Source organism: Leclercia sp. TB492 (assembly GCF_049974505.2).
GTDB classification, from domain to species: domain Bacteria; phylum Pseudomonadota; class Gammaproteobacteria; order Enterobacterales; family Enterobacteriaceae; genus Enterobacter; species Enterobacter adecarboxylatus_C.
On the sequence record NZ_CM127572.1, the window covers coordinates 1,760,383 to 1,779,484 of the forward strand.

At 55.2% G+C, this 19,102-nt stretch carries 21 protein-coding genes; 19 read left to right on the forward strand and 2 right to left on the reverse strand.

The genetic code is table 11. From position 1 onward, the window contains the following. Positions 1 to 79 precede the first annotated feature (79 nt). Positions 80 to 1,027, forward strand: coding sequence for a 23S rRNA pseudouridine(955/2504/2580) synthase RluC (rluC, locus tag ACP4QI_RS08180; RefSeq protein ID WP_142489075.1), 948 nt, complete (start codon positions 80 to 82; stop codon positions 1,025 to 1,027). Positions 1,028 to 1,101: 74 nt separating this feature from the next. Here the strand turns inward: rluC and ACP4QI_RS08185 are convergent, their stop codons facing one another. Then, positions 1,102 to 1,686 (reverse strand): Maf family protein, encoded by a 585-nt coding sequence (locus tag ACP4QI_RS08185; RefSeq protein ID WP_426494884.1) that lies wholly within the window; start codon positions 1,684 to 1,686, stop codon positions 1,102 to 1,104. A 141-nt stretch (positions 1,687 to 1,827) separates the two neighbouring features. Between ACP4QI_RS08185 and yceD the strand changes: the two genes are divergently transcribed. The 14 genes from yceD to ptsG all read left to right on the forward strand — a co-directional run bounded on the left by yceD (position 1,828) and on the right by ptsG (position 14,174). Further along, complete coding sequence (gene yceD / locus ACP4QI_RS08190) at positions 1,828 to 2,349, forward strand: 23S rRNA accumulation protein YceD (RefSeq protein ID WP_142489077.1); 522 nt, start codon at positions 1,828 to 1,830, stop codon at positions 2,347 to 2,349. Between the two features lie 16 nt (positions 2,350 to 2,365). Then, positions 2,366 to 2,539 carry a 50S ribosomal protein L32 gene (gene rpmF, locus ACP4QI_RS08195; protein WP_003857964.1) on the forward strand — a complete coding sequence of 58 codons (174 nt, stop codon included), beginning with the start codon at positions 2,366 to 2,368 and terminating at the stop codon, positions 2,537 to 2,539. Positions 2,540 to 2,618: 79 nt separating this feature from the next. After that, a complete protein-coding gene (gene plsX / locus ACP4QI_RS08200; protein ID WP_221888527.1) occupies positions 2,619 to 3,653 on the forward strand; it encodes a phosphate acyltransferase PlsX in 1,035 nt (344 codons plus the stop codon). Positions 3,654 to 3,659: 6 nt separating this feature from the next. Then, positions 3,660 to 4,613 (forward strand): beta-ketoacyl-ACP synthase III, encoded by a 954-nt coding sequence (locus tag ACP4QI_RS08205; RefSeq protein ID WP_142489079.1) that lies wholly within the window; start codon positions 3,660 to 3,662, stop codon positions 4,611 to 4,613. A 15-nt stretch (positions 4,614 to 4,628) separates the two neighbouring features. Continuing rightward, positions 4,629 to 5,558, forward strand: coding sequence for an ACP S-malonyltransferase (gene fabD, locus ACP4QI_RS08210; RefSeq protein WP_426494883.1), 930 nt, complete (start codon positions 4,629 to 4,631; stop codon positions 5,556 to 5,558). 13 nt (positions 5,559 to 5,571) lie between these two features. Continuing rightward, positions 5,572 to 6,306 (forward strand): 3-oxoacyl-ACP reductase FabG, encoded by a 735-nt coding sequence (gene fabG, locus ACP4QI_RS08215; RefSeq protein WP_032617552.1) that lies wholly within the window; start codon positions 5,572 to 5,574, stop codon positions 6,304 to 6,306. A gap of 154 nt (positions 6,307 to 6,460) precedes the next feature. Further along, positions 6,461 to 6,697: an acyl carrier protein gene (acpP, locus tag ACP4QI_RS08220; protein ID WP_003857954.1), complete on the forward strand. Its 237-nt coding sequence runs from the start codon at positions 6,461 to 6,463 to the stop codon at positions 6,695 to 6,697. A gap of 91 nt (positions 6,698 to 6,788) precedes the next feature. Next, the gene (gene fabF, locus ACP4QI_RS08225; protein WP_142489081.1) at positions 6,789 to 8,030 is read left to right on the forward strand and encodes a beta-ketoacyl-ACP synthase II; all 1,242 of its coding nucleotides are present in this window, start codon (positions 6,789 to 6,791) and stop codon (positions 8,028 to 8,030) included. A 141-nt stretch (positions 8,031 to 8,171) separates the two neighbouring features. Continuing rightward, on the forward strand, positions 8,172 to 8,981 hold the full coding sequence (gene pabC / locus ACP4QI_RS08230) for an aminodeoxychorismate lyase (protein WP_426494882.1): 810 nt from the start codon (positions 8,172 to 8,174) through the stop codon (positions 8,979 to 8,981). A 2-nt stretch (positions 8,982 to 8,983) separates the two neighbouring features. Next, entirely contained in the window at positions 8,984 to 10,006 is a 1,023-nt protein-coding gene (gene yceG, locus ACP4QI_RS08235) for a cell division protein YceG (protein WP_426494881.1), read from the forward strand. After that, positions 9,996 to 10,637, forward strand: coding sequence for a dTMP kinase (gene tmk, locus ACP4QI_RS08240; protein ID WP_142489084.1), 642 nt, complete (start codon positions 9,996 to 9,998; stop codon positions 10,635 to 10,637). Before yceG ends, tmk begins: the two co-directional genes overlap by 11 nt. After that, entirely contained in the window at positions 10,634 to 11,638 is a 1,005-nt protein-coding gene (holB, locus tag ACP4QI_RS08245) for a DNA polymerase III subunit delta' (RefSeq protein ID WP_156263465.1), read from the forward strand. The genes tmk and holB overlap by 4 nt, the downstream gene beginning before the upstream one ends. A 10-nt stretch (positions 11,639 to 11,648) precedes the next feature. Further along, complete coding sequence (locus tag ACP4QI_RS08250) at positions 11,649 to 12,443, forward strand: metal-dependent hydrolase (RefSeq protein ID WP_156263466.1); 795 nt, start codon at positions 11,649 to 11,651, stop codon at positions 12,441 to 12,443. A gap of 297 nt (positions 12,444 to 12,740) precedes the next feature. After that, a complete protein-coding gene (gene ptsG / locus ACP4QI_RS08255; protein ID WP_142489087.1) occupies positions 12,741 to 14,174 on the forward strand; it encodes a PTS glucose transporter subunit IIBC in 1,434 nt (477 codons plus the stop codon). 185 nt (positions 14,175 to 14,359) lie between these two features. Here the strand turns inward: ptsG and fhuE are convergent, their stop codons facing one another. Beyond that, complete coding sequence (fhuE, locus tag ACP4QI_RS08260; RefSeq protein ID WP_426494880.1) at positions 14,360 to 16,546, reverse strand: ferric-rhodotorulic acid/ferric-coprogen receptor FhuE; 2,187 nt, start codon at positions 16,544 to 16,546, stop codon at positions 14,360 to 14,362. A 354-nt stretch (positions 16,547 to 16,900) separates the two neighbouring features. Between fhuE and hinT the strand changes: the two genes are divergently transcribed. The 4 genes from hinT to thiK are packed head-to-tail and all read left to right on the forward strand — an operon-like array spanning position 16,901 to position 19,102. After that, entirely contained in the window at positions 16,901 to 17,260 is a 360-nt protein-coding gene (gene hinT, locus ACP4QI_RS08265; RefSeq protein WP_142489089.1) for a purine nucleoside phosphoramidase, read from the forward strand. A gap of 1 nt (position 17,261) precedes the next feature. Then, positions 17,262 to 17,636, forward strand: a complete 375-nt coding sequence (locus ACP4QI_RS08270; protein ID WP_142489090.1) for a YcfL family protein — start codon at positions 17,262 to 17,264, stop codon at positions 17,634 to 17,636. A 13-nt stretch (positions 17,637 to 17,649) separates the two neighbouring features. Beyond that, positions 17,650 to 18,297: a penicillin-binding protein activator LpoB gene (gene lpoB, locus ACP4QI_RS08275; RefSeq protein ID WP_197090595.1), complete on the forward strand. Its 648-nt coding sequence runs from the start codon at positions 17,650 to 17,652 to the stop codon at positions 18,295 to 18,297. Further along, the gene (gene thiK / locus ACP4QI_RS08280) at positions 18,278 to 19,102 is read left to right on the forward strand and encodes a thiamine kinase (RefSeq protein WP_426494946.1); all 825 of its coding nucleotides are present in this window, start codon (positions 18,278 to 18,280) and stop codon (positions 19,100 to 19,102) included. Before lpoB ends, thiK begins: the two co-directional genes overlap by 20 nt.

Here is a 19,102-nt window from a genome sequence, read left to right on the forward strand (position 1 = left end):
ACCCTGACCGGGTAAAGGTAAATATAAGCATAGAAAAATGAGTGGCGCTAATGGCTGGCGATAATTAGAATCGCCCCCCATGAAAACAGAGACTCCAGCCGTAAAAATGGTTGCCATCACCGAAGATGAAGCGGGGCAACGCATCGACAACTTTTTGCGCACCCAACTGAAGGGCGTGCCAAAGAGCATGATTTATCGCATCCTGCGTAAGGGTGAGGTGCGGGTAAATAAGAAGCGCATTAAACCTGAATACAAACTTGAAGCGGGTGATGAAGTGCGCATCCCGCCGGTGCGCGTCGCCGAGCGGGAAGAGGAAGCGGTGTCGCCGCATCTGAATAAAGTCGCCGCGCTGACGAATGTGATTTTATATGAAGACGATCATATTCTGGTGCTCAACAAACCCTCAGGTACAGCCGTACACGGCGGTAGCGGGTTAAGCTTCGGCGTGATTGAAGGTTTGCGCGCGCTGCGCCCGGAAGCCCGCTTCCTTGAGCTGGTTCATCGCCTTGACCGCGACACCTCCGGCGTACTGCTGGTCGCCAAAAAGCGTTCCGCGCTGCGTTCGCTGCACGAGCAGCTGCGTGAGAAAGGAATGCAAAAGGATTATCTGGCGCTGGTGCGCGGACAGTGGCAATCCCATGTCAAAGTGGTGCAGGCGCCGCTGCTGAAAAACATTCTGCAAAGCGGTGAGCGTATCGTTCGCGTGAGTCAGGAAGGCAAACCGTCTGAAACCCGGTTCAAGGTGGAAGAGCGTTATGAATTTGCCACACTCGTGCGCTGCAGCCCGGTGACCGGACGTACCCACCAGATCCGCGTTCATACACAGCATGCTGGTCATCCAATAGCCTTCGACGATCGCTATGGCGACCGTGAGTTCGATAAGCAGCTGGCCGGTACAGGCTTGTCCCGCCTGTTCCTGCATGCCGCCGCGCTGAAGTTTACCCACCCGGGTACCGGCGAAGTGATGCGTATCGAAGCCCCGCTGGATGAGCAGCTGAAGCGCTGTCTGAAAGTTCTGCGCGGGTAGTTGCCCGGCGGCGCTGCGCTTGCACGGGCCTACGGTCTTGCAGGCCGGGTAAGCGTAGCGCCAGCCGGCATAAATTACGCCATCAACGGGTTGTAATGCTCCCGGCGCAGCATCTGGCACAGCGCAATCAGCGGTAGCCCCACCAGCGTGTTCGGGTCGCGCCCGTCCAGCCTGTCAAACAATGCAATTCCCAGCCCCTCGCTTTTAAAGCTGCCCGCGCAGTTTAGCGGCCGCTCTTTTCGCACGTAGTCGTCAATTTCCTGTTCGCTGAGATGGCGGAAGTGCACGTCAAAGGGCTCGCATTCCGTCTGTAAATGGCCCGTAGACGAATTATAAAGGGCCAGGCCGGTGTAGAAGGTGACAATACTGCCGCGCGCTTTCAGCAACTGCTGGCGGGCGTTCTCTTCGGTGTGCGGTTTACCGGTAATCATTCCATCCAGGACGCAAACCTGATCGGAACCTATAATTAAATGGTCAGGAAATCGCGCTGCCAGACTTTTCGCCTTTTCCTGAGCCAGACGGACCACCAGATGGCGTGGCGATTCACCGGGCTGTGGGGTTTCATCCATGTTCGGCGCGGCGCATTCGAAGGGGACGCCCAGCTTTTCCAGCAACACGCGGCGGTAGGGTGATGTGGAGGCGAGAATGAGATTTGGCATATTTTTTTCACCAGATATAGCGTATCGATGCCAGCCATTTTAAACTACGGGCCGCAATGTGTGCGAATAAATGGCAAAAGGCAGCCTGAGGTTGCCTTTTTCTTTGACTCTATGACGTTACAAAGTTAATATGCGCGCCCTATGCAAAAGGTAAAATTACCCCTGACTCTTGATCCGGTTCGTACGGCTCAAAAACGCCTTGATTACGAAGGTATCTATACTCGTGATCAGGCTGAGCGTGTCGCCGAATCCGTAGTCAGTGTGGACAGTGATGTGGAATGCTCCATGTCGTTTGAGATCGATCCCCAGCGCCTTGCCGTTATTACCGGTGATGCAAAGGTGTCGGTCACGCTCGAATGTCAGCGTTGCGGGAAACCGTTCCCACTTCATGTTCACACAACATATTGTTTTAGTCCGGTTCGTTCAGACGAACAGGCTGAAGCACTCCCGGAAGCGTATGAGCCGATTGAGGTTAACGAATTCGGTGAAATCGATCTGCTGGCGCTGGTTGAAGATGAAATCATCCTCACCTTGCCTGTAGTTCCGGTGCATGATTCTGAACACTGTGAAGTGTCCGAGGCGGACATGGTCTTTGGGGAACTGCCTGATGAAGCGCAAAAACCAAACCCATTTGCCGTATTAGCCAGTTTAAAGCGTAAGTAATTAAGGAGTAAGGTCCATGGCCGTACAACAGAATAAACCAACCCGTTCCAAACGTGGCATGCGTCGTTCCCATGACGCGCTGACTGCAGTTACCAGCCTGTCTGTAGACAAGACTTCTGGTGAGAAACACCTGCGTCACCACATCACTGCTGACGGTTTCTACCGCGGCCGCAAGGTTATCACTAAGTAATCACGCGTTTGCGTGATTAGGCTTAGTGAGGGTTTCCCCGTGCAAACGGGGATATACCGAACCAGGCTGCGACGATACCTTGACACGTCTAACCCTGGCGTTAGATGTCATGGGGGGAGATTTTGGCCCTTCCGTGACAGTGCCTGCAGCATTGCAGGCACTGAACTCTAATTCGCAACTCACTCTCCTTTTAGTCGGCAATCCCGACGCTATCACGCCATTACTTGCAAAAGCTGACTTCGAACAACGTTCACGTCTGCAGATAATTCCTGCCCAGTCAGTTATTGCCAGTGATGTCCGGGCCTCACAGGCGATCCGCAGCAGTCGCGGAAGCTCAATGCGCATCGCGCTGGAGCTGGTGAAAGAAGGGCGCGCGCAGGCGTGCGTCAGCGCCGGCAATACCGGCGCGCTGATGGGGCTGGCAAAATTACTGCTTAAACCCCTTGAGGGTATTGAGCGCCCGGCGCTGGTGACCGTATTGCCCCACCAGCAAAAGGGCAAAACGGTGGTGCTGGATTTAGGTGCCAACGTCGATTGCGACAGTGTTATGCTGGCGCAGTTTGCCGTAATGGGCTCGGTGCTGGCAGAGGAAGTCGTGGGGATCTCTCATCCCCGCGTGGCTTTGCTGAATATAGGTGAAGAAGAGACCAAAGGTCTCGACAGCATCCGTGAGGCGGCCGAGCGGCTAAAAAATGAGCCATCCATCAACTATATTGGATATCTCGAAGCCAACGAATTATTGACCGGAAAAACGGATGTACTGGTATGTGACGGGTTTACAGGAAACGTTACATTAAAAACCATGGAAGGGGTGGTGAGAATGTTTCTTTCTCTGCTTAAATCGCAGGGAGAGGGGAAAAAACGGTCATGGTGGCTGATTTTATTAAAGCGTTGGTTACAAAAGAGCCTGGCGCGGCGATTCAGTCACCTCAACCCCGACCAGTATAATGGCGCCTGTCTGTTAGGATTGCGCGGCATTGTGATTAAGAGTCACGGTGCGGCCAATCAGCGAGCGTTTGCCGTCGCGATTGAACAGGCAGTGCAGGCGGTGCAGCGACAAGTCCCACAGCGGATTGCCGCTCGCCTGGGATCTGTATTAGCAAAAAGTGACTGAGCGTACATGTATACGAAGATTTTAGGTACCGGCAGCTATCTGCCAAAGCAAGTGCGAACCAACGCCGATCTGGAAAAAATGGTAGATACGTCTGACGAGTGGATCGTCACCCGTACAGGTATCCGCGAACGTCGTATTGCCGCGCCAGATGAAACAGTTTCCACCATGGGCTATGAAGCCGCCCAGCGCGCGCTGGAGATGGCGGGTGTCGATAAAGACGACGTCGGCCTGATTATCGTTGCCACTACGTCTGCCACGCATGCTTTCCCAAGCGCAGCGTGCCAGGTTCAGAACATGCTGGGCATTAAAGGTTGCCCGGCGTTCGACGTTGCCGCTGCCTGCGCAGGCTTTACCTATGCGTTGAGCATCGCCGATCAATACGTGAAATCCGGTGCCGTGAAGCATGCGCTGGTGATCGGTGCTGACGTGCTGGCGCGTACCTGCGATCCAGCCGATCGCGGAACGATCATTATTTTTGGTGATGGTGCAGGAGCTGTCCTGTTAGGACAATCTGAAGAGCCAGGCATCATCTCAACGCATTTGCATGCGGACGGTAGCTACGGCGAACTGTTGACGCTGCCAAACGCCGATCGTGTTAATCCGGACAATGCCATCTACCTGACCATGGCCGGTAACGAAGTTTTCAAGGTGGCGGTAACAGAGCTGGCGCATATTGTTGACGAGACGCTGGAAGCAAACAATCTGGAGCGTTCCGCCCTCGACTGGCTGGTGCCGCATCAGGCGAACCTGCGTATTATCAGCGCCACGGCGAAGAAACTTGGCATGTCGATGGATAACGTTGTGGTGACCCTGGATCGTCATGGCAATACGTCTGCAGCATCAGTGCCCTGCGCATTTGACGAAGCGGTACGCGATGGACGAATTCAACGAGGCCAACTGGTCTTGCTCGAAGCCTTCGGGGGCGGTTTCACCTGGGGTTCTGCGCTGGTTCGTTTCTAGTATAAGGATAAAAAAATGACGCAATTTGCTTTTGTGTTCCCCGGTCAGGGTTCTCAGGCCGTTGGAATGTTGTCCGGCTTAGCGGAGCAGTATCCGGTCATCGAAGAGACCTTCCGTGAAGCGTCGGATACCCTGGGCTACGATCTTTGGGCGCTGACCCAGCAAGGGCCAGCCGAAGAGCTGAATAAAACCTGGCAGACCCAGCCTGCACTGCTGACCGCATCGGTCGCATTGTGGCGCGTATGGCAACAGCAGGGCGGCAAAGCGCCAGCGCTGCTGGCCGGTCACAGCCTGGGTGAATATTCTGCGCTGGTATGCGCAGGGGTGATTGCGTTTGCTGATGCCGTGCGTCTGGTTGAAATGCGCGGCAAATTTATGCAGGAAGCGGTGCCGGAAGGTACGGGCGGCATGTCGGCCATTATTGGTCTGGATGATGCTTCCATTGCCAAAGCCTGTGAAGAATCGGCAGAAGGCCAGGTGGTTTCTCCGGTAAACTTCAACTCGCCGGGCCAGGTGGTTATCGCCGGTCATAAAGAAGCGGTTGAACGTGCAGGCGCAGCCTGTAAAGCTGCGGGCGCCAAACGTGCGCTGCCGCTGCCGGTGAGCGTACCGTCGCACTGCGCGCTGATGAAGCCTGCTGCCGAGAAGCTGGCGGTCGAGCTGGAAAAAATCACCTTCAACGCGCCGACCATTGCGGTGGTGAATAACGTTGATGTGCAGTGCGAAACCGCGCCAGAGGCCATCCGCCATGCGCTGGTTCGCCAGCTGTACAGCCCGGTTCAGTGGACCAAAACGGTTGAGTTTATGGCATCCCAGGGCGTTGAGCACCTGTATGAAGTCGGCCCGGGTAAAGTTCTTACCGGTCTGACCAAACGTATTGTTGATACCCTGACCGCATCGGCCATTAATGAGCCAGAAGCACTGTCAGCGGCACTCGCGCAGTAAGAAGAGGAATACCATGAGTTTTGAAGGAAAAATCGCACTGGTCACTGGTGCAAGCCGCGGTATTGGCCGTGCTATCGCTGAGACCCTCGTCGCGCGCGGCGCGAAAGTGATCGGCACCGCGACCAGCGAAAGCGGCGCGCAGGCGATCAGCGAGTACCTGGGTGCGAACGGTAAAGGTCTGATGTTGAATGTGACCGATCCTGCATCTATCGAATCTGTTCTGGGAAATATTCGCGCAGAATTTGGCGAAGTGGATATTCTGGTCAATAATGCCGGAATCACTCGCGACAACTTACTGATGCGAATGAAAGATGATGAGTGGAGCGATATTCTCGAAACCAACCTGTCATCTGTGTTCCGTCTGTCAAAAGCGGTAATGCGAGCTATGATGAAGAAGCGTCATGGGCGTATTATCACTATCGGTTCTGTGGTTGGTACCATGGGAAATGCTGGTCAGGCTAACTACGCTGCGGCGAAAGCAGGTCTGATCGGTTTCAGTAAGTCGCTGGCACGCGAAGTTGCGTCCCGCGGAATTACTGTAAACGTTGTTGCTCCGGGCTTTATTGAAACGGACATGACGCGTGCGCTGACCGATGAGCAGCGTGCGGGTACGCTGGCGGCAGTTCCGGCGGGTCGTTTAGGTGACCCTAAAGAAATCGCCAGCGCGGTTGCATTTTTAGCCTCTGACGAAGCGAGTTACATCACTGGTGAAACTCTCCACGTCAACGGCGGAATGTACATGGTTTAATCACGTTAGAAAATATTTGCGTTATTAGGGCGAATGGCCTCAAAATAACGTAAAATCGTGGTAAGACCTGCCGGGATTTAGTTGCAAATTTTTCAACATTTTATACACTACGAAAACCATCGCGAAAGCGAGTTTTGATAGGAAATTTAAGAGTATGAGCACTATCGAAGAACGCGTTAAGAAAATTATTGGCGAACAGCTGGGCGTTAAGCAGGAAGAAGTTGTGAACTCCGCTTCCTTCGTTGAAGACCTGGGCGCAGATTCTCTTGACACCGTTGAGCTGGTAATGGCTCTGGAAGAAGAGTTTGATACTGAGATTCCGGACGAAGAAGCTGAGAAAATCACCACCGTTCAGGCTGCCATTGATTACATCAACGGTCACCAGGCGTAAGTGAGCATCTCCAGGCGGTCATTCGACCGCCTGTGTTTTTTCTTTTGTAGTCCCTCGATTTTCTTTTTTTATCCCTCCCTGGAGGACAAGCGTGTCTAAGCGTCGTGTAGTTGTGACCGGACTTGGCATGTTATCTCCTGTCGGCAATACCGTAGAGTCTACCTGGAACGCTCTCCTTGCCGGTCAGAGTGGCATCAGCCTAATCGACCATTTCGATACTAGCGCCTATGCAACGAAATTTGCTGGCTTAGTAAAGGATTTTAACTGTGAAGAGATCATCTCGCGCAAAGAACAGCGCAAGATGGATGCCTTCATTCAATATGGAATTGTCGCTGGCGTTCAGGCCATGCAGGATTCTGGCCTTGAAATTACGGAAGAGAACGCAACCCGTATTGGCGCCGCTATTGGCTCCGGGATTGGCGGTCTTGGCCTGATTGAGGAAAACCACACCTCTCTGGTGAATGGTGGCCCACGTAAAATTAGCCCGTTCTTCGTTCCGTCAACGATTGTTAACATGGTGGCAGGTCACCTGACCATCATGTTTGGCCTGCGCGGTCCAAGCATCTCGATTGCCACTGCCTGTACGTCCGGCGTGCATAACATTGGCCAGGCGGCGCGTATTATCGCCTATGGCGATGCCGATGCGATGGTTGCAGGCGGTGCAGAAAAGGCCAGCACCCCACTGGGTGTAGGTGGCTTCGGCGCAGCGCGTGCCCTGTCTACCCGCAACGATAATCCTCAGGCGGCAAGCCGTCCGTGGGATAAAGACCGTGATGGTTTCGTGCTGGGTGACGGTGCGGGTATGGTCGTGCTGGAAGAGTACGAGCATGCGAAGAAGCGCGGCGCGAAAATTTATGCTGAAATCATTGGCTTCGGCATGAGCAGCGACGCTTATCACATGACCTCTCCGCCGGAAGACGGGGCAGGTGCTGCGCTGGCAATGGTTAACGCAATCCGCGATGCGGGTATCGAACCGGGTCAGATTGGCTATGTGAATGCGCACGGTACCTCCACACCAGCAGGCGACAAAGCTGAAGCGCAGGCCGTGAAGTCTGTGTTTGGCGATGCATCCCGCCGCGTGATGGTCAGCTCCACCAAATCCATGACCGGCCACCTGTTGGGTGCGGCGGGTGCAGTAGAATCCATCTACTCCATCCTTGCGCTGCGCGATCAGGCAGTTCCGCCGACTATCAACCTGGATAACCCGGATGATGGTTGCGATCTGGACTTCGTTCCGCACGAAGCACGTCAGGTCAGCGGTCTGGAGTACACCCTGTGTAACTCCTTCGGCTTTGGCGGCACCAACGGCTCTCTGATCTTTAAAAAGGTCTGAGGCCGACAGCCGGGCGGTCTATCGCCTTCCCGGCACATTGATAAAAAAGGTCCGCTTGTCGGGCCTTTTTTATTCGGTTTTATTCCCTTGTCCGCGGCCCGCCTTCCTGCCAGACTATTCGACCATTTAAAAGGAGCCATCATGTTCTTGATCAATGGCATACCCCAGGAAACGCTGTCAGCGAGCGACAGGGCTATTCAGTTTGGTGACGGCTGCTTCACGACGGCACGCATTGCTGCGGGCCAGGTCTGTCTGCTGGATGCCCATCTGCAACGCTTGCAGAAAGCCTGTGAAAAACTGCTTATCCCCTATGTGGCATGGGCAGAGTTGGAACGTGAAATGGTTGAGCTCGCCCAGGGGAATGACCGTGGCGTGCTGAAGGTCATTATCAGCCGGGGAAGCGGCGGCAGGGGATACAGCCCGGCGAACTGCCTGCGCCCGGTTCGACTCCTCTCGGTGTCGGCGTATCCCCCCCACTATGATAGCTGGCGTAGCGAAGGCATTGTCCTGACCTTAAGCCCGGTGCGGCTGGGACGTAACCCGCAGCTGGCCGGGATAAAACACCTTAACCGTCTTGAACAGGTGCTCATCCGCACCCATCTCGAACAGACCAGTGCCGACGAGGCGCTGGTTCTTGACAGCGAAGGGTTCATTACGGAATGCTGTGCGGCGAATTTATTCTGGCGTCAGGGGAAGGAGGTTTTTACCCCCCGGCTGGATCAGGCAGGCGTTAATGGCCTGATGCGCCAGTTTTGTCTGCAACAGCTGGCACACTCCGGGTATCGCGTTGTCGAAGTGTATGCCCACGAGGCTGTGCTGGCTGAGGCCGACGAGATGGTGGTCTGCAATGCGCTAATGCCCGTTGTGCCTGTTCGTCAGTATGGTTCTCAACGTTTTTTATCGCGTGAGTTGTACGCATTATTAGCCCCTCTGTGTGAGCAAACCAGATAGTCATGAAGAAAATGTTGCGCTTTATTCTCCTCATCCTTGTTGTGCTGGGCATTGCCGCTGGCGTGGGGATGTGGAAAGTTCGCCAGCTGGCGGGCAGTCAAATTCTGATCGCCGAAGAGACGGTCTTCACCCTGAAACCGGGCACCGGGCGTCTGGCGCTGGGTGAGCAGCTGTATGGCGAGAAGATCATTAACCGCCCGCAGGTGTTCCAGTGGTTATTACGCGTGCAGCCGGAACTGTCGCATTTTAAAGCCGGTACCTACCGTTTTACGCCGGGGATGACCGTCAAAGAGATGCTGCAGCTGCTTGAGAGCGGTAAAGAGGCGCAGTTCCCGCTGCGTTTTGTGGAAGGAATGCGCCTGAGCGACTACCTGAAGCAGCTCCGCGACGCGCCTTACATCAAACACACTCTTAAAGACGACAGCTATGCCACCGTCGCCGAGGCCCTGAAGTTTGAGCATCCGGAGTGGGTAGAAGGGTGGTTCTGGCCAGATACCTGGATGTATACCGCAGGCACCACGGATGTGGCTTTGCTGCAACGCGCGCATAAAAAGATGGTTGAAGCGGTGGATAAAGCCTGGGAAGGGCGGATGGAGAACCTGCCGTATAAAGATCAGAACCAGTTCGTGACCATGGCCTCGATCGTCGAGAAAGAGACGGCGGTTGCGAGTGAGCGGGATCAGGTTGCCTCGGTATTTATCAATCGCCTGCGCATCGGTATGCGTTTGCAGACCGACCCGACGGTAATTTACGGAATGGGTGAGAATTACAAGGGCAAAATTTCACGTAAAGACCTGGAAACCCCAACCGATTATAATACATATGTCATTAGCGGCTTACCCCCGGGGCCAATTGCCACGCCGGGTCAGGCATCGTTGAATGCCGCCGCGCATCCGGCAAAGACGCCGTATCTCTATTTCGTCGCCGACGGAAAGGGTGGACATACTTTTAACACCAATCTTGCCAGTCATAATCGTTCGGTCCAGGACTATCTGAAGGCACTTAAGGAAAAAAATGCGCAGTAATTACATTGTCATTGAGGGGCTGGAAGGCGCCGGGAAAACGACCGCACGTGATGTAGTGGTCGAGACGCTCAAACAGTGTGGTATCGAAGAGATGATCTTTACCCGTGAACCGGGCGGTACCCAGCTGGCTGAAAAACTGCGCAGCCTGGTACTGGACATCAAATCGGTCGGGGATGAAGTCATCACCGATAAAGCCGAAGTGATGATGTTTTACGCCGCGCGCGTCCAGCTGGTCGAAACCGTCATCAAGCCTGCCCTGGCGCGGGGATGCTGGGTGATTGGCGACCGCCACGATCTCTCGACCCAGGCGTATCAGGGCGGCGGACGCGGCATTGACCAGCAGATGCTCGGCACGCTGCGCGATGCGGTCCTCGGTGATTTCCGCCCGAACCTGACGCTCTATCTCGACGTGACGCCTGAAGTGGGTCTGAAACGCGCCCGCGCCCGCGGCGAACTGGATCGTATCGAGCAGGAGTCGCTGGACTTCTTTAACCGTACCCGCGCGCGTTACCGCGAGTTGGCCGCCCAGGACAGTTCGATCCGCACCATCGATGCAACCCAGCCGCTGGAGGATGTGATGAACGACATTCGCCAGACGGTCACTGACTGGCTGAAGGAACAACAGGCATGAAATGGTACCCATGGTTGCGCCCGCACTTTGAACAGCTGGTGAACAGCTATCAGTCCGGTCGGGGGCATCATGCGTTACTGATCCAGTCGCTGCCGGGCATGGGCGATGAGGCCCTGATCTACGCCATCAGCCGTTTTTTGATGTGCCAGCAGCCGCAGGGGCATAAAAGCTGCGGTCAATGCCGCAGCTGTCAGCTGATGCAGGCGGAGACGCACCCGGATTATTACGCGCTGGAGCCGGAGAAAGGCAAGACCACGCTGGGCATCGATGCGGTGCGTACGGTCAGTGAAAAGCTCTACGAGCGTGCGCGGCTCGGCGGGGCGAAGGTCGTCTGGCTGAAGGATGCCGCTCAGCTTACTGAGGCGGCGGCGAACGCTTTGTTAAAAACCCTCGAAGAGCCACCGGAAAATACCTGGTTCCTGATGGCCTGTCGTGAACCCGGACGGCTGCTGGCAACCCTGCGTAGCCGCTGTCGTTTGCATCATCTCAGCGTGCCGCAGGAGGCCTGGGCTCTCAGCTGGCTGGCGCGAGAAGTGACAACGTCACAAGAAGCTGCGCTGAGCGCGCTGCGTCTGTGCGGCGGAGCACCTGCCGCGGCGTTGGCCTTGCTGCAGCCCAACGTCCAGACACAACGGGAACAACTCTGTCAGGCGCTCGGCGCGGTGCCGGACAGCGGCGACTGGCTGAGCCTGCTTCCGGTTCTGAACCACGAGCAAGTGCCAGACCGTCTGCACTGGCTGGCAGCCCTGCTGCTGGATGCCCTTAAAATTCAGCAGGGAGCGACCCTGCTTAGCAATGCTGATGCCTGGCCGCTCGTGAATACCCTGGCGCAACGCCTCCCGGGCGTGGCATTGCGGGCTATCCTTCATGATGTCTGCCAGTGCCGCGAACAACTACTCAGCGTAACGGGGCTGAATCGGGAGCTTGTCCTGACCGACCTGTTACTCACTATCGAGCATTACCTGCAACCGGGCACGACGTTGCCTGTATCCCATCTCTGAGAGAGACATTATGTTTTTAGTCGACTCACACTGCCATCTCGATGGCCTGGATTATCAATCCCTGCATAAAAACGTCGATGACGTGCTGGCGAAAGCCGCCGCCCGCGATGTGAAATTTTGTCTGGCGGTCGCCACGACGTTACCGGGTTACCGCACTATGCGCGAGCTGGTGGGCGTCCGCGACAATGTGGTGTTCTCCTGCGGCGTGCATCCGCTGAACCAGGATGAACCTTACGACGTCGAAGATTTACGCCGTCTGGCGGCGGAAGAGGGCGTGGTGGCGATGGGTGAAACCGGGCTGGATTATTTCTACACTCCGGAAACCAAAGCTCGCCAGCAAGAATCTTTCCGCGACCATATCCGCATTGGCCGGGAACTGAATAAACCGGTGATCGTCCACACCCGCGACGCGCGCGCCGATACGCTGGCAATCCTGACAGAAGAAAACGTGACGGATTGCGGGGGCGTACTACACTGTTTCACAGAAGACAGAGAAACAGCGGGCAAGCTGCTGGATTTGGGTTTTTATATCTCGTTTTCCGGGATCGTGACGTTCCGTAACGCCGAGCAGCTTCGTGATGCTGCGCGCTACGTGCCGCTCGATCGTCTGCTGGTGGAAACAGATTCCCCTTATCTGGCTCCGGTACCGCATCGCGGTAAAGAAAATCAACCCGCGATGGTACGGGATGTGGCCGAGTACATGGCCGTATTAAAAGGCGTCGACGTTGAAGAACTGGCACGCATTACCACCACCAACTTTGCCAGCCTGTTTCACATCGATCCCTCCCGCCTGCAATCTGCCTGATTAATCTATTTTTTTATGGCTCGTAATTAATAGCCGAAAAGAGTAAAGTTCACCGCCCAGGTTGGGGCGGTGATGACCGTTATGGAAACATTTGGCAATCTGTTTTGTAAAAGTCTGAAAGTTTTTCAGCTGCCTTGCGCTGAAACGTGATAGCCGTCAAACAAAGATACGCGGATTTATTTTACTCTGTGTAATAAATAAAGGGCGCTTAGATGTCCTGTCCACGGCACGGTTCTCCCCCCGGGCCAATGCGTGAAAACGTAAAAAAAGCACAAATACTCAGGAGCACTCTCAATTATGTTTAAGAATGCATTTGCTAACCTGCAGAAGGTCGGTAAATCGCTGATGCTGCCAGTATCCGTACTGCCTATCGCAGGTATCCTGCTGGGCGTCGGTTCTGCAAACTTCAGCTGGCTGCCAGCCGTAGTTTCTCATGTGATGGCCGAAGCAGGCGGTTCTGTTTTTGCTAATATGCCACTGATCTTCGCTATCGGCGTTGCGCTTGGCTTCACCAATAACGACGGCGTATCTGCACTGGCCGCTGTAGTTGCCTACGGCATCATGGTTAAAACCATGGCTGTGGTTGCACCTCTGGTGCTGCACTTACCACCGGAAGAGATCGCTGCTAAACACCTGGCTGATACCGGGGTTCTGGGCGGTATCATCTCGGGTGCAATTGCGGCATATATGTTTAACCGCTTCTATCGCATCAAGCTGCCTGAGTACCTGGGCTTCTTTGCAGGTAAGCGTTTCGTTCCAATTATCTCTGGTCTGGCGGCGATCTTCACCGGTGTGATCCTCTCCTTCATCTGGCCTCCGATTGGTTCTGCGATCCAGACCTTCTCCCAGTGGGCTGCATACCAGAACCCGGTTGTGGCGTTCGGTATCTACGGCTTCATTGAGCGTTGCCTGGTGCCGTTTGGTCTGCACCACATCTGGAACGTTCCTTTCCAGATGCAGATCGGCGAATACACCAACGCAGCAGGTCAGGTTTTCCACGGCGATATCCCACGTTACATGGCAGGCGACCCAACTGCAGGCAAACTGTCTGGCGGCTTCCTGTTCAAAATGTACGGCCTGCCGGCTGCTGCGATTGCAATCTGGCACTCTGCTAAACCAGAGAACCGTGCCAAAGTGGGCGGTATCATGATCTCCGCAGCGCTGACCTCGTTCCTGACCGGTATCACCGAGCCGATCGAGTTCTCCTTCATGTTCGTTGCGCCGATTCTGTACATTATCCACGCGGTACTGGCTGGCCTGGCGTTCCCAATCTGTATCCTGCTGGGTATGCGTGACGGTACCTCCTTCTCGCACGGTCTGATCGACTTTATCGTTCTGTCCGGTAACAGCAGCAAGCTGTGGCTGTTCCCAATCGTTGGTGCGTGCTACGCGGTTGCGTACTACACCATCTTCCGCGTGCTGATCAAAGCACTGGACCTGAAAACTCCGGGTCGTGAAGATGCAACAGACGACGTTAAAGCTGGCGCGACCAGCGAAATGGCTCCTGCACTGGTTGCAGCGTTCGGCGGTAAAGAGAACATCACCAACCTGGACGCGTGTATCACTCGTCTGCGTGTGAGCGTTGCTGATATCGCGAAAGTTGACCAGCCGGGTCTGAAAAAACTGGGCGCAGCTGGCGTAGTTGTTGCAGGTTCCGGTGTACAGGCTATCTTCGGTACTAAATCCGATAACCTGAAAACCGAAATGGATGAGTACATCCGCAGCAACTAAGTTGTGACCTGGGGAGACTAAGGCAGCCGAATGGCTGCCTTTTTTATATCTATGGTTTGTGAAATGCCGGGTGGCGGCTGCGCCTTACCCGGCCTACAAAAGCTCAGACCGTAGGCCGGGTAAGCGTAGCGCCACCCGGCACAAAAAAGGGAGCCATTTGGCTCCCTTAGACGTCTGATGATTTATCAGAACTGATAGCTTGCGGTCAGGCTCACGTTACGCGGTTCGCCATACACAATTTCGCCTTCGACGTTGGTGTCGTAGGTCTTATCGAAGAGGTTATTCAGATTACCCTGCAGGGAGAAGTTCTTCGTGACCTGGTAACGGGTGAAGAGATCCACCAGCGCGTAGCTGCCCTGTGATGCGCGCCAGGTGCCGTAAGGCGTGTCCTGATAAGTGTAGACGCTGTTTTGCCAGTTAACGCCGCCACCAACGGTCAGCTCAGGCATAGCCGGTAGACGGTAGCTGGTAAACAGTTTTACGGTAGTACGCGGCAGTTGCGGGTTTACCGCCTTGCCTTCGTTATCTTCCGCAACGTAGCGCGTTGCACCGAAGGTCATCTGCCAGTTATCCGTCAGCGCGCCGTTGATTTCAAACTCAACGCCTTTACTCACGGTACCGTCAACGCTCTCGTAAGCCACATCAGTGGAACCCTGAATGGTCCGGCCGGTGCTTTGCCCCAGATTATCCTGCTCAATGCGGAACACGGAGAGCGTGGTAGTCAGACGGCTGTTCATCCAGTCGGATTTCAGGCCCGCTTCGTAGTTATTCCCGGTGATCGGGTCAAGATACTTGCCCGAGCTGTCGCGGTAGTTTTGCGGCTGGAAGATGGAGGTATAGCTGGCGTAGGCAGACCAGTTGTCATTGATGTCGTAAACCAGACCCGCGTAAGGCGTGGTGTGGTTTTTCTCCATGTCACTGGTCAGGGTGTTAACACTCCAGTTGGTATAACGGGCGCCAAGAATTAAATGCAAAGGATCGGCCAGTGAAATGCGCGTCGCGGCGTACAGCGATTTCATATTGGTGGTGTCATCCTGAGCCAGCGACTGCGATCCCCAGTTGGTTTCCGGGAAGTTACCGTTATAGTCGTAGAAGCTACCGAACTCATCCGGGTAGACGTTAGCCCATGAGTTGGTGTAACGGTTGGTCTGACGACTGAAGCTGCCGCCCACCATCATAGTGTGCTGACGGCCCAGCAGCTCGTAGCCCCCGTCTGCAAACAGATCCACCGCATCCACTTTACGTTTACCGCTGTTCCAGCCGGTGCCGCCAATGTAATCAAAGCCCGGACCATAGTTCGAATAAGGGCCTTCCAGCATGCCGGTGCTCTTATTCACAAAGGCATCGATGTACATCGCTTTGCTGTCGAATTTCGCTTCGGTATGGGTCGCATTCAGGGTGGCTTGCCAGTCGTCGGCAAAACGCTGCTTCAGGGTGAAGAAGACCTTATTGAACTCTTTGTCGTTGTAAGCCCAGTCTGGAGACGTGCTGTGGGCGCGATCGTAATGTTTGGTGCTACCGTCGGTGTTCCAGCGCGGCAAACCACCCCAGGTCTGGTTATTGATGTCGATACGCTGGTATTCGTAGCCGGCGGACAGGGAGGTGCTGGTGCCCAGGTCGGCGTCCAGAATACCGGAGAAGAAGGTGCGCTTCTGATTGTAGTTGTCGAGCCAGGAGTCGCTGTCCTGATAACCCGCCACGATGCGGCTGCGTAGATTGCCGTCTTCCGTCAGCGGGCTTTGCATGTCCATGACGTAACGTTGTTTGTTCCAGCTGCCGTATTCTGCCGACAGATTGGCCTTGAATTCGCGGCTGGTGGCATGCTTACGCACCATATTGATCGCCGCAGACGGGTTGCCTGTGCCGGTCATCAGACCGTTGGCGCCACGCACCACTTCCACCCGCTCAAACAGGGCCGTGTCAGACTGAGAATCACCCAGGTTCCAGCGTGATTCGAAATAGGTTGGAATGCCATCGACCATGTAGTTGTCGATTTCGAACCCGCGGGAGTAAAAGTTGCTGCGATCGGAGTCAGTGGTGCTTTTGCTGATCCCCATCGTGTTATCCATCACGTCGCCCAGGGTTTGCAGCTGTTGGTCTTCCATGCGTTGTTCGCTGACGATCGTGACCGATTGCGGAATGTCACGCTGGACCATCTGCATTTTGGTGCCCACGGTCGTGGTTTTTACGCTGTAGTCCTGGCTTTCATCAGCGACATCCGGCTGCGATGAACCCTCAACAATGACCGTCTCTTCGGCCGGGGCGGCGAAGCTGGCGACGGGCGTCAATGCGAAAGCAATACAGGCTGCGAGCAGCGAGGGTTTAGCGACAGGCTGGCGTTGCCCGTCCCTGGTATAATTCATGAAAGACATCAACAAACCTTTCTGAGTGAAGTGTGAATGTTATGCCCCAGTTCCGTAAGCACAGTCTGAGGTCGTTTTCTAGGTATAAAATGCGCATGTAAATGCAAATGCGAAATATACGCATTGTGATTAAACCTGTAAACAAGGGTTTCAGCCGTATATGAAATTATGTTTTAAGATTTCAGGGCAGGGCGCGAGGAACGGCTGCGTATAAATTGCGCTATAAGGAAAGAATTCGAGGGATAAGGTTGAAAGGATTAGAGAAAGTCGCTCATACTCTTGAGTCGTATCACATAAGAATGCGCCTGCACCGAGTGGGTTGTCTCCGGGCACGTCGCCAGATTAATGAATAAGGAAAACCTCATGGCTGAAGAAACCATTTTCAGTAAAATTATCCGCGGCGAGATACCTGCGGATATCGTCTATCAGGATGAGCTGGTTACCGCTTTTCGCGACATCTCTCCGCAGGCGCCGACCCACATCCTCATTATTCCTAATATTCTGATTCCGACGGTAAATGACGTGAAAACTGAGCATGAACTGGCATTAGGCCGTATGCTGACAGTAGCAGCGAAAATTGCTGAGCAGGAAGGCGTGGCCGAAGACGGTTATCGTTTGATCATGAACTGTAACCGCCACGGTGGTCAGGAAGTTTATCATATTCATATGCATCTGCTCGGCGGTCGTCCGCTGGGGCCGATGCTTGCGCATAAAGGTCTTTAAAATGCCCGGTGGACGGATTGCGATGCTGTTCATGATGGTGCTGCTGGCGGGATGTAAATCTCAGCCCGCCATCCCCGTCAATGATGAGCAAACATTAGTGATGGAGTCATCTGTACTGGCGGCGGGCATTACCGCCGATAAACCGTCGCTGACCATCAGCGAGATCCAGCCGTCTGCCTCCTCCACGCTGTTTAATGAAAGACAAGAGTCCATAACCGTCCATTACCGTTTTTTCTGGTATGACGCCAGAGGCCTGGAAATGCACCCGCTTGAGGCGCCGCGCAGCGTGACCATCCCGGCGAATTCGTCGGTCACGCTCTACGGCAGCGCCAATTATCTGGGTGCGCATAAGGTCAGACTTTATCTCTATCTGTAAGGGGTGATCCTTGATTAAAAATTTCAGTCGTTACGCGCTGGTCACGGCTTTTGCACTGTTCCTCTCGGGTTGTATCAGTCGTACTGAGCAGCCGCCTGCACCGGTCGAAGAGGTGAAGCCGGGCGCAGAGCAGCCGGTCCAGCCAACACAGCCTGTACCAACCGTACCTACCGTGCCGTCCGTGCCTGCGCAACCCGGTCCTATCGAGCATCAGGAAGAAAGCGCTCAGCCTGCGCCGCGTGAACGTCATTACGACTGGAACGGCGCGATGCAGCCGATGGTCAATAAAATGTTGCAGGCTCAGGGCGTTACCGCAGGCAGCGTGCTGCTGGTGGACAGCGTCAACAACCGCACCAACGGCAGCCTGAATGCCGGGGAAGCCACCGAAACGCTGCGCAATGCGCTGGCGAACAATGGCAAATTCACCCTGGTATCGGCGCAGCAGCTCTCCGTGGCCAAGCAGCAGTTGGGCCTTTCTCCGCAGGACAGCCTGGGCTCGCGCAGTAAAGCCATCGGCATTGCCCGCAACGTAGGGGCGCAGTATGTGCTCTACTCCAGCGCGACCGGCAACGTCAACTCACCAGCGCTGCAAATGCAGCTGATGCTGGTTCAGACAGGTGAAATTATCTGGTCGGGTAAAGGTGCAGTTCAGCAACAGTAATCTGACGCGCGACACATTGCTGTCGCGCTTTTTCCCGCAGTATCGCCTTATCGCGCCGCAGACCCAAACCGGGTTGAGCGGCGCGAGTTGCATTATTGAGCACGCCGGGCAGCGGCTGGTGCTGCGCCAGTATCATGCCGCGCTGGCCACGCCGGCCCATTTTCGCCGCCAGTACCATGCGCTACGCCATCTTCCCGCCGACATTGCTCCCCAGCCGCATTTTTACAGTCCTGGATGGATAGCGGTCGATTATCTGGCGGGTGAGGTCAAAACCACGTTACCCGCCGCACCCGTGCTGGCCGCGATGCTGTATCATCTGCATCAGCAGCCCAGGTTCGGCTGGCGCATTACCCTGGCCCCGCTGCTGGAGCAGTACTGGTTGCAGGCCTCGCCGTCCCGGCGTACACCGTTGTGGCTGCGCTGGCATAAGCGTCTGCAAAAAGGGGGCGAGCCGCGCCCGCTGCGCCTCGTGCCGCTGCATATGGACGCTCATGCGGGTAATATCGTGCACACGCCTGCCGGCAGTCGGCTGCTGGACTGGGAATATGCCGGAGACGGCGACGTTGCCCTGGAGCTGGCCAGCGTCTGGACTGAGAGTGAAGTCCAGCGTCAGCAACTGCTTGCCGCCTACGGCGAGATCGCGCAGCTCGATCTGTCCCGGCTGCAACGTCAGGTGAAACGCTGGCGCCCCTGGGTGCTGATGCTGATGGCTGGCTGGTTTGAGCTGCGCTGGCAACAATCACAAGACAAACATTTTATTGCGCTGGCCGATGAGATCTGGCGCCAGTTAGAAACGACAGAATAA